General features: G+C 29.2%; 12 protein-coding genes. 3 read left to right on the forward strand and 9 right to left on the reverse strand.

Going from position 1 to position 11459, the window contains the following annotated elements; translation table 11 throughout:
• Positions 1–256: 256 nt before the first annotated feature.
• Complete coding sequence (recQ, locus tag BM227_RS11365) at positions 257–2320, reverse strand: DNA helicase RecQ (RefSeq protein ID WP_092913993.1); 2064 nt, start codon at positions 2318–2320, stop codon at positions 257–259.
• 35 nt (positions 2321–2355) lie between these two features.
• Positions 2356–3012, reverse strand: coding sequence for a hypothetical protein (locus tag BM227_RS11370; protein ID WP_092913995.1), 657 nt, complete (start codon positions 3010–3012; stop codon positions 2356–2358).
• Between the two features lie 243 nt (positions 3013–3255).
• Between BM227_RS11370 and BM227_RS11375 the strand changes: the two genes are divergently transcribed.
• The 3 genes from BM227_RS11375 to uvrB are packed head-to-tail and all read left to right on the forward strand — an operon-like array spanning position 3256 to position 5795.
• The gene (locus tag BM227_RS11375) at positions 3256–3513 is read left to right on the forward strand and encodes a hypothetical protein (protein WP_092913997.1); all 258 of its coding nucleotides are present in this window, start codon (positions 3256–3258) and stop codon (positions 3511–3513) included.
• Complete coding sequence (locus BM227_RS11380; RefSeq protein WP_092913999.1) at positions 3503–3805, forward strand: type II toxin-antitoxin system RelE/ParE family toxin; 303 nt, start codon at positions 3503–3505, stop codon at positions 3803–3805. The genes BM227_RS11375 and BM227_RS11380 overlap by 11 nt, the downstream gene beginning before the upstream one ends.
• Before the next feature lie 19 nt (positions 3806–3824).
• Complete coding sequence (uvrB, locus tag BM227_RS11385) at positions 3825–5795, forward strand: excinuclease ABC subunit UvrB (protein WP_092914001.1); 1971 nt, start codon at positions 3825–3827, stop codon at positions 5793–5795.
• Between the two features lie 142 nt (positions 5796–5937).
• Here uvrB and BM227_RS11390 read toward each other — a convergent pair whose 3' ends face one another.
• From BM227_RS11390 to BM227_RS11420, 7 genes are all read right to left on the reverse strand, one after another.
• Positions 5938–6213, reverse strand: coding sequence for a type II toxin-antitoxin system RelE family toxin (locus BM227_RS11390; protein ID WP_092914003.1), 276 nt, complete (start codon positions 6211–6213; stop codon positions 5938–5940).
• Positions 6200–6436, reverse strand: a complete 237-nt coding sequence (locus BM227_RS11395) for a CopG family transcriptional regulator (protein ID WP_092914005.1) — start codon at positions 6434–6436, stop codon at positions 6200–6202. Before BM227_RS11395 ends, BM227_RS11390 begins: the two co-directional genes overlap by 14 nt.
• Before the next feature lie 155 nt (positions 6437–6591).
• Entirely contained in the window at positions 6592–6906 is a 315-nt protein-coding gene (locus BM227_RS11400; RefSeq protein WP_245757063.1) for a DUF2442 domain-containing protein, read from the reverse strand.
• A 9-nt stretch (positions 6907–6915) separates the two neighbouring features.
• The gene (locus BM227_RS11405; protein WP_092914009.1) at positions 6916–7698 is read right to left on the reverse strand and encodes a hypothetical protein; all 783 of its coding nucleotides are present in this window, start codon (positions 7696–7698) and stop codon (positions 6916–6918) included.
• A 69-nt stretch (positions 7699–7767) separates the two neighbouring features.
• Positions 7768–9105: a hypothetical protein gene (locus BM227_RS11410; RefSeq protein WP_092914011.1), complete on the reverse strand. Its 1338-nt coding sequence runs from the start codon at positions 9103–9105 to the stop codon at positions 7768–7770.
• Positions 9106–9198: 93 nt separating this feature from the next.
• Positions 9199–10554: a hypothetical protein gene (locus tag BM227_RS11415; RefSeq protein ID WP_092914012.1), complete on the reverse strand. Its 1356-nt coding sequence runs from the start codon at positions 10552–10554 to the stop codon at positions 9199–9201.
• A gap of 129 nt (positions 10555–10683) precedes the next feature.
• On the reverse strand, positions 10684–11097 hold the full coding sequence (locus tag BM227_RS11420; protein WP_092914014.1) for a GNAT family N-acetyltransferase: 414 nt from the start codon (positions 11095–11097) through the stop codon (positions 10684–10686).
• Positions 11098–11459: the final 362 nt, after the last annotated feature.

Here is an 11459-nt window from a genome sequence, read left to right on the forward strand (position 1 = left end):
AAGTGCTTCATTTAAATCAAATGTCTCTTTCATGTGTCTTTCCTTTAGAATATGTTATTCTATCGGATTGACACAAAATTTCTAACACTCCCTAAATCATAGAAAAAATGAGATTCAATCAGGTAATGTTACTTTGATTGATGGAGATGAAGTTTTTAGAAAAATATCTCAAAGATTAAACTCATAAATGACATTTTCATTTCATCCAGAAGCTGAACTTGAATTTAATATTGCTGTTTATTATTATGACTAAAGATCAACCATAAAGCCATCTATAAAAATGAATATTTTCAATAATCTCATCTAAACTGTTCTTTTCCATTCTCTTTTCAATCCAATCTTTAAAATCTTTTGGAAAATTTTTTCTCAAAGGCTCAAGCAACTCCTCTTTTTTTGCTTCATCTATGTAACCGTTTTCAAAAAGTTTATTAACATGACCTAAAATAGTTTGAATTCTTAACTCCCTTATGACGGCAATATCTTCAATACCTCTTTTTTCATCTATAAGCTTTAAAGTCTGCATATAAGTAGCACTTAACTCTTTTGGCATACTGCTTTTAATCTCTTTGCTAAGCTCTAAAAACTCTTTTCCATATTTTTCAAACTTTACAGCCCCAACACCTGAAATTTTTAAAAACTCATCTTCTATTTGAGGTAATTTTTTTGATATTTCAAGTAGAGTTTTATCACTAAAGATTATGTAGGCTGGAACACCATCAACTTTTGCCAAAAGATTTCTAAGCTCTCTAAATTTTTCAAAATTCTCATCTTTTGTCTCGCTGCTATCATACCCTTCAAAACTCTTTTTCTCTTCAAAATCATCTTTTAATATTGTTACGCTTAACTCTTTTTTTAAGATCTGTTTGCCTATATTTGTAATTTTCAATACTTTAAACTCATCTTGAACTATTGCCTCTATGTCTAAAAGCTTATCGAAAACAACACCCCACTGCTTCTTTGACAGATCTGCACCAATTCCATAAACAGAAAGTTTATTATGACCAAGCTCTAAAATCTTTTTTCTATTTGATCCTCTCAAAACATCTACAATATAGGTAAAACCAAACTTTTCACCAGCTCTTAATATTGCAGATAAAAATTTCTGCGACTCTATGGTTATGTCTATTAACTCTCTATCTTCATCTATACAGTTATCGCATCTGCTTTCACAAGTCTCTACTTCATCTCCAAAATATTCAGCTATCATCTTGTGCCTACACTTTGAAGAGACTGCAAACCTATACATAGATTCAAGCTTTTTATACATATTCTCTTTATACTTAGTTTCAGGCAAATCATCTATGAGTGTTCGTTTGCTTATCTCATCTGATTTTGAGTAGAGAAGCAAAGTATCGCTCTTTAAATCATCTCTACCTGCCCTTCCAATCTCTTGAAAATAACTCTCTATCGTTTTTGGTAAGCTTGTATGTAAAACAAATCTTATATTGCTTTTATCTATACCCATTCCAAATGCTATGGTAGCAACTATGATCTTTACTCTTTCATTTTTAAAATCATCAAAAATTTCATCTCTTACATCAGGTGTAAGCCCCGCGTGATAAGATGCACTATTAAAACCTTTACTATTTAGATATTCAGATAACTTTTCCGTCTCTTTTCTCGTAAAACAGTAGATGATGCCACACTCATCTTTGTGAATATTTAAAAATGAAACTATCTGATCTTTTGCATCTCCTACTCTTTTTTGACATCTGATTATTAGATTATCCCTTTTTGTAGGAACTCTAAGCAGTGCTCTTTTGTCAATTTTCAAAGTCTCTAAAATGTCATTTTCAGTCTCTTTTGTAGCAGTTGCAGTAAAAGCGGCAATGTTTACACCTCTAAACCACTCTTTTAAATATTTTAATCTTCTGTAGTCATCTCTAAACTCATGTCCCCACTCACTGACACAGTGAGCTTCATCTATGACAATGAAGTTTATTTTAACTCTTTGTAAAGTTGCTATAAAAAAATCATTAAATCTTTCAGGAGCGACATATAAAAATTTCAACTCTCCATTTAAAAGAGAGTTTAAAACTAAACTGTTTTGTTCATTTGTTTGCGAAGAGCTTAACATCTGGGCATTTATGCCATTTAATCTAAGTGAAGTAACTTGATCTTGCATTAGTGCAATAAGTGGAGAGATTACAATGGTTGTACCATCCATCATAAGGCTTGGCAATTGATAGATCAAAGATTTCCCGCCACCTGTCGGCAGGACTACCAGAACATCTTCTCTTTTTAAAATTCTATTAATAGCCTCTTTTTGAATCGGTCTGAAACTATCAAAACCAAATACATCTTTTAGTAACTTTTGCATTTAATTTTACTTTTATTATATTATTTATTGTTTTGTTATCTAAATTTAAAAATAATTAATATGCTTAAAATCAAAAGAAGTGGTATTATAATAATAAATAAAGCTTTTTTTAAACTATTTTTATTATTTTTAGATTCTAAATATTCATTAATATTTGAATTGTATATAAATTTATGATAGTCTTGATCAATATTCTTCTCTTTTTGATTTAACACAGCTAAGATTATATCACAAGATATTCCAAAAAATTTATAATTATTAATTTCAAAAATAAACTTCCCTACTATATTGTCTTTTGTGTCTTGTATTAATAGATATGTCCAACTTAAAGGGTGTCTATATAAACTATGACTATCTTTCTGAAATTTTAGTTCTGAAATTTTATATTTCGTATTATTTATTTTTATATAATCATCACTGATAGTTAATTGCCTATATTTTTTTAGACTTATAAATGCTGGTATGAAATTGATATAAATAAAAATTTGAAACAATATCCATGTAATAGTTATTATAAAGATACTAGCAAAAGTACTTACATAGTTATATGTATCATTTTTTTGACATTCAAGAAAAGAAACAATAAGTATAAGTAGTATAAATGCCAAATATGATTTGAAGGTGAGAGTTTTTGTTAATATTTTATAGATTGGCTGTTTATAAAATAAAACTATTTCGTTGTCGGCTTTCAAATCAGTATTTCCTTTTACATAACAACTGAGTACAAAAATATGTTACTTGTATTTGTACTCTTTTAAGTTCTGTAATAGTAACAAAACTTGCTTAGTAAAGATAATATAATATTTACTGATTTTTCTTATGATTTTATATAAATACTCTAAATAAAGTAGAAAACTTGCTTTTTAAACTCAAATCTATTTTTCACTTTGATTTTGTTATAATTATTAAAAATGTAAGATGCAGAGGAGAAGGTTATGCAAACTCTGACTATAAATATTGAAGATGGTTTTTTAGAAGACTTTTTAGCTATTGTTGAACATTACAAAGATAAAATCCACATTCAAAAAGATAAAAATTTAGAATATGATCCATATTTTTATGAAAGACAAAAACAACTTCAACAAGATGTTAAAGATATCGATAGTGGTAAAATAGAGTTATTATCTCAAAAACAATATGAAAAAGAGATGGATAATTTTTTTGCAGAATTAAAATCTAAATATGAAAATTAATCGTTCAAGAAGATATACAAATAATCTTTTTAAAATTTTAGAATATATTGCAAAAGATAAAATCAGTGCAAGTGAAAACTTTAAAAATGAACTCGATCAACTAATAGATAACCTACCAAACTTTCCATTTAAATACAGAAAATCAAAATATTTTAATAACAAAAATATTAGAGATATGATTTACAAAGGTTATACTATAGTTTATAGAGTTAATTTACCAAAAAATAGAATCGATATAATTAACATATTTAATAAAAATAAACCACCACTTAAAAATAATAACAAAACATAAAACTCTCAAAAGGAACAACTTGCTTTTTGAACTCAAAAGTGACTTTAAGCCGTCAGGTGATCAACCACAGGCTATTAAACTCTTAACCAACTCAATAGAAGCGGGAAATCGTTACCAAACACTTCTTGGTGTAACAGGTAGCGGAAAGACCTTTACAATGGCGCAGATTATTCAAAAGCTGCAGATGCCTACACTTATTATGACGCATAACAAAACTCTTGCCGCACAGCTGTATAGCGAATTTAAAGGCTTCTTTCCAAACAATCACGTTGAATACTTTATAAGCTACTATGATTACTATCAACCAGAAGCCTACATTCCAAGACAAGATCTTTTTATTGAGAAAGATAGTTCTGTTAATGAAGAGTTGGAGAGATTAAGGCTAAGTGCCACAGCAAGTCTGCTAACTTACGATGATGTCATAGTAGTTGCTTCAGTTTCAGCAAACTATGGATTGGGTAACCCGATTGAGTATAAAAAGATGGTTCAAAAGCTAGAAGTTGGCGATGAAATCGACCAGCGAACTTTGTTACTACGCCTTGTAGAGATGGGTTACAAACGCAATGACAACTTCTTTGATAGAGGAGATTTTCGTTTAAATGGTGATGTAGTTGACATTTACCCTGCCTACAGTGAAGAAGAGGCTCTACGTGTAGAATTTTTTGGAGATGAGATTGAATCTATTTATACATTTGATCCACTTACCAACAAAAAAATAGCTGATCTAAAATCAACTACCATCTACTCTGCAAGTAACTTTATTGTTGGTGCGGACAAACTGCAACAGGCTATTAAGAGTATTGAAGAGGAGTTGGCTGAACGACTTGCATACTATAAAAAAGAGGATAAATTACTAGAGTATCAACGTCTTAAACAGCGTACAGAGTTTGACCTTGAGATGCTTGAAACTACAGGTATGTGCAAGGGAATAGAAAATTATGCACGTCATCTTACAGATAAAAAGCCTGGAGAAACACCCTACTCTCTACTTGACTATTTTGAGATTAAGGGTAAGCCTTATCTGATAATTGTAGATGAGTCACACGTCAGTCTTCCACAATTTAGAGGAATGTATGCAGGTGACAGAAGTAGAAAAGAGGTATTGGTTGAGTATGGTTTTAGGCTTCCGTCTGCTCTTGATAACAGACCACTTAAATTTGAAGAGTTCATAAACAAAGCTCCCCACTATCTTTTTGTATCTGCTACTCCAGGTGAATTGGAGATTGAGTTAAGTTCTGTTGTAGCTGAACAGATTATTCGTCCAACAGGACTGCTTGACCCTGAGGTTGAGATTGTAGATAGTGAATACCAGGTAGAGCATCTATATGATCAAATCAAAAAGGTAGTAGAGCGTAATGAACGGGTACTTGTTACAGTCCTTACCAAAAAGATGGCTGAAGAGCTGACTACCTACTACAATGACTTAGGGCTTAAAGTAAAATATATGCATAGCGATATTGATGCTATAGAACGCAACCAGATCATAAGAAGTTTGAGACTTGGAGAGTTTGACGTATTGGTAGGAATCAACTTGCTAAGAGAGGGGCTAGACCTTCCAGAAGTAAGTCTTGTAGCAATACTGGATGCAGACAAAGAGGGATTTTTACGCAGTGAAACTGCACTTATTCAGACTATGGGACGAGCTGCAAGAAATCTAAACGGTCGTGTCATAATGTATGCTAAAAATATGACAGACTCAATGAAAAGAGCAATTGAGATCACAAAACACCGCCGAGAGAGACAGATGCTTTTCAATAAAGAGCATGGCATAACACCTAAATCTGTAGGAAGACGGCTCGATGAAAACCTAAAAGTTGAAGATCAAGGTATTTTATACGAGAAAAAAAGCAAAGTAGAGCGCATGCCAGCAAGCGAACGTCAAAAATTGGTAAAAGAGTTAACTAAAAAGATGCACGAAGCGGCTAAAAAACTTGAATTTGAAGAGGCGGCAAGACTTAGAGATCAGATCAATAAAATTAAACAGTTGTAAAATTATTGTATCCTTTTGTGGATTGTTACAGATACAATATAACGTATTAAAGTTTAGATGTTAAAAGTTTTGTAACGACTGAGTTGAGAAACATTTGAGCCGCATGGTCAAATGTTTCTCTCCAATGATTTGTTATAAAATTTTAGTCATATGAGTTTTGTCTATGTCTAAAATCTGTTACTACAATCAATACTTTTCCATCTTTAATAAGATAAAAAAGCCTATAATTTCCAAGCCTATATCTATAATATCCTTCAAATTTTCCTTTAAGCTTTTTTATATTTGTTCCAAAATATGGATTTGCTTTTAATTGAGGATATACAATATTGACAATTTTATCATATATTTTTTTGTCAATTTGCTTTTTAATCTTTTGAAAATTTTTTGTTTCTGCTATTTTAAAATCATACAATGACATAATCTCCGTTTTTTGCTTCCTCTAAACCAATTTCCAAATTTTTAACTAATTCTTTATCATTTAATATTTCATTCATCTCATTATCACTTACATATTGAGATGAAGTTAAATATTGAAGTGTTGCATACTCAATAAAATTGGAAATATTTCTCCTCTCTCCATCAGCAGCTGTTTTTATTATTTGATAAATAGAATCATCAACTCTCATTGTTACAGTTTTCATAAAAGCAACTCCTTGTAATATTATTGCCTAAATTGTATTCAGAAATATTCATTTTGTCAAGACTTGAATAAGTTTTTTTGAAAAAATTCTTTTTATAACGGTTGAGTTGAGAAATATTTGAGCCACAGAGTCAAATATTTCTCTCCAATGATTTGTTATATGCGTGCTTGCAGTGGAAACCTTTCAGGATGTTCTATTATCTCTAAACTTAAATCCATATCTAAATTTTCCCAATAAAGATGATCTTCTCCAAAAATTTCAACTTTTGTTATATCGTTGATTGTTTTATCTTTAAACCAAGGAAATTGTTCATAGGGCAAAAAAAACTCTTTATCTCCAACTAATACCCATAGCCCATGAGTTGAAACATTAGTCACTTCAGCTTCCAAAATGCACCTCCCAAGCTTTGATAAAATCGTCATAATATTCTTCAATGATTTTTTGCTAGTTAAATTTGAGACTCCAACCAAAATTTTGCTTCACCTTGTTGAGATTTTACTTTCCATTTTTTCCATCTTTAAATATAGCCATTGGTACTTCTTTTTTACTTTCTCCACTTTGACTAAATCTATTTGCTCATAAATAGCTTTTTTTGAAAGAAAGAAATTTTTTCTTAATTGCTCTTTATTAAATACAGTACTCTCATGAATTAAATAATAATATGCAGTAGCCAAGCTGATATATAAATCATCTTCTTCTTTTTCAAATAATGAAAGCATAAACTTATGCATTTGTGTTCTTAATACACCCTTTGCAACATCTTTGCTTAATAATACTCGTGGATAAACTGCTTGTTTAGATTCAATTTCATATGCCTCAACTAAAGCTGGACCAAATAATGGACCACCTTCCTCATGACAGATTTTTCCTATAGAAACCCCACCTCTCAGAAGTAAGTTATATTCTGCATGTAATTTAGTCATTAATTTTGCAATTGCTTCAAATATAGAAAAACATGCCATTTCATTTTCAACAGGTACAGAGAATACCAAACAATCAGAAAATTGAGTAGCTTTAATATCTAATTGTTTAATTATACTTTCTGAAAATTCTTTCATTATCGCTAAGGCTTTTTCTTTTTCTTCTTCAGGAATTATTTCGTGATTTATATTTCCAGTAACACCAAGTTTTAAATTTTCTGATGTTACAGATATTAAAACATTAAATAATGATTCAATTAAACTTGAATCTGTTTCTGTTTTTTCAATGATTTCTTTAAATCCAAGAATATCAATAAAGAATGTTAATCTTTCGGTATACAACTTTATCTCCTAACGTTTTACTTTATCGACAGGTTCATCTGTTTGGTAATAGGTTTTGTTGTACATTTTTTATAGTATTGAATGAATAAACCATTGACTAGTATTTCCTTGGTTGTCTAATTTTGCATATATAATAGCAACAATAATATCTTTTTCTTTTAAATTAAATCGTTGTATTAGGGAAATATCTTTTTCTTCTAAATCAACAATATATGGCAAGTTAAAATATAATGAATCATTATCTACATCTAAAATAGTCATTTCTTTTGGTTCAATTTCTAAATCAATTTCTAAAATTTCATAAAAAGACACCCTATAATAATCTTTTATATTGAATGTATTAAATGCTTTAAAAGCTAAACTGTTAATAATCAAATTATTTCTTAAAAAATTATTTAATCTAGAAAACAGTGGTAATCTATCATTTTTAAAAACATAACCTTTCTCATCTGCTGTTATTTGCATAATACCTTTATTTTTAAACACACTCATATCTAGTTTATTTTTTGCAAATGGATTATGAAAAATAAATAATCCATCAACCAACTCTTCAGGGTTATCTTCATCTATAACTTGAAGTTGCCAATGAGGTTTATCAATATCATGTCTTATAGTTATTACAAAGTTAGTTTTTAAAGGAGATTTATTTTGAGATAAAGATAAAGAAGTTAATTTTCCTAATGTAACTGTAGCTGAAAAAATAATCGCGGATATATGTTCCATCTCATTATTACGAAATAAACCTATAGGTATTTCTGCTTGGCTATCAGGTTTTAATATAAATTCTTTTTTTATATAACTATCAGTTTCTACATCATAATATGCTCCATATAACAATGCCATAATTGGATAAATATATTGATTTCCATAATTTATTTGGTCATAAGCACTTAATGCAATGATATAAGGTGTAGTATTATCTATATAATTTAATTTAGAATACTCGTTTAAGTATTTTTTACTTTTTGATAAAATAGCATTTGAATGTCTAACAATTGATTCATCTAATTCTTTATAAAAGTTCTTTTGTAAAAAAGGAGGTTCTAACATACTTAGAGTATCACCAAGGGTTCTTTCTATTTCTTGTTTTCCCTTTTGTTTTATGTTTGATACGACAGCTTCAATATATAATTTGTTTGGAGATTCTATGATAAAATCAGGTCTATCTTTGCTAAAGTCTATTTCAAAATTTAATTTTTTAAAAATAGCAAATAAATAAAATTCCCAAAAAGCTGAATGAAAAGTCGTTTGAAATTCTTTTACAATTTTATTGTCTCTATCTTCAAATCCCTCAATCCAATCTTTTAAAATTTCTTGTTCTCCTGTAAATTTTAAATTATCTCGAACTAATTTATACTTTGGATGTAGCTTTTCTTCTTCAATATTTAAATCTTCAAATATATCCAATTTTACTTCCTCGTATAACGCTACAAATCAATATAACATTTAAAGTGAGTCAATAAATTGCACGCAAGGTAATTTATTGGCTCCTCTGATTTGTTATGTATTTATTAACTCTTTTCTTTTATCAAGATAATCTTCAAAAGATAAATCTGAATAATGAATCATATGATCTATTACAGATCTAACATACCAATTTAATTCTTCAAATAGCTGTTTTCTCTCGTTTGTATTAGGTAATAAATTTTCTAAACGATCACCAATATGAACTATACGTGTTCTTAAGCCTATTTGTTTGCCAGTTTGGGAATCTATTTTACTAGTTAGTTCTTCGAATCTTTTTAGTATGTCTTGATATTCAGTAGAGTTTGTATCTTGTACTATGTATCTTGCAATAACTTTTTTAACATCTTGAAATTTTTTATATTCTGTAGGATAGGCTAGAAATTCTAACAAACTTAAAATTTGAACAAATTTAGAAGTTGCAGATTCTGTTTTTATGATTTGTGCATATAAAATCATAGCATGATTAACTAATTTACCAACTTCTCCATTTTTTGGGAATATATTCCACTCTGGCTGTGATAAAGCAAGTCCTAACCCTTTTGTTGCTTGAGCGTTAAAAACAGCACCAGAAATTAATTTGGATTCATTGTTATTAAAATTAACAAAAAGTACAGCTGACATATTGTTAACAAAAGTTTGGCTAGGAGAAGAAGGAAGGTTATCATTAGAAATATATGAAATTTTACAATATTTATATATAAAAAAATTGAGATACTTTTGAGTTATTGTTTCCGATAAATTAGATATTAGCTCTAAATGTTTTTCATGGCTATAATTAAATATATTATCCCATGATAATTTTATTGGTATGACAATAAGTGCATATTGATTTAAAGTTTCTATTGATATACCAGTAAGCTGAGATTGTAAAGATGACAATTCTGAAATTGAAAGTTCTGCTGGATGTTTTTCTCTTAATTTAGAAACTTCTATGCTTATTAATTTATGTTTTGATAAATTTAATCTACCTTCAGGATAAATCATTATTCCTTCAGGAAGAAAAATACTTCTATTCGTCGCCAATCTTGAAATTGGTAGTATTGCTATTTGAAAACCATCTTCTATATAATCTTTATATGCAGTCTGCAAGTCTCCTAAATCTATCTTTTCATAATTATCAGTGTTATACCAATGTTGATGATTTTCTGGAAATATTAAGTCAATATCTTGCTCATTTTCTACAACGATCTTAGATGGTTCATCATCTGGAAGCAACCAACAATGCAAACAATATTCACTACACCCTTTAATATAATCATAGGGAGGATAAAAATAATTGCTATTAATATCTGTATCAATGATTTTATATGGATTATTACAAGAACTACAAAGTCTAGTTATGTATAAATCGTAATCATTAATATTAATTCCATCTTTATTGATTTTCAAACTTAACTCCCTTAATATTCAAATACATTAGTTACTAAAGTATCAGTTTTATACATAACGACTGAGTTGAGAAATATTTGAGCCGCAGGGTCAAATATTTCTCTCTAATAATTTATTGTGCACCTTAATTTATGTCAGTTTTTTATCTCTTGCAAGAGTCCAAGCTGATGCATGTTGTGTAAATCCAATTTTTGGGTAATACTCTGTTGCATTTGGCGCAGATAATAAAATAATTTTACATTTTTTATTAAGTTGTTTCTGTGTCATATCTATAAGTTTTTTACCAATACCATGTTTTTGATATTTTTTATCTACTGCTAAATCAGATAAATAACAACAGTAATTATAATCTGTTACTGATCTTGCAACTCCGATAATTTTTTTATTATATATTGCTACTATTGTTATATCGGCATTTTTTAACATACCATCAATACACTCTATGTCATCAACAGGTCTTCTTTCACCTAAAGTTGAACGATTTAGTATGTCAATAAATTCACTAGCTGTAAGTTTTGGATTTAATTTATATTCTATATTCAATTTTAGTTCCTCCTATAATACATTTATAACTTCTCATCACTCAAAAGAGGATGAAAAAGTTATAAAAGTTGTGTTAGCATAAAGACAGTTGTGTTAGCTGCTTTTTGCAATTCACAGTCAATGGCACAAATTAAAGATCTGTTTGTCCTTGTCAGAAGATGACCCAACAAAGCCTATCTAATTTGGGCTAGCTAACTCACCTATGAAACGCTATTGGAGAGCTTATGTTCTACCGTTCTATAGAGTTAGGAGGCTGTGAGCACAACCCAAATATCAAGCAATCAAGAAGGAGTTATGTTTTATGTACTATGTTGGCATAGATATTGCAAAGAAAAGTCATGTTGCTTGTATTATGAGAGAGG

Origin of the sequence: Hydrogenimonas thermophila, assembly GCF_900115615.1 — a bacterium.
GTDB classification, from domain to species: domain Bacteria; phylum Campylobacterota; class Campylobacteria; order Campylobacterales; family Hydrogenimonadaceae; genus Hydrogenimonas; species Hydrogenimonas thermophila.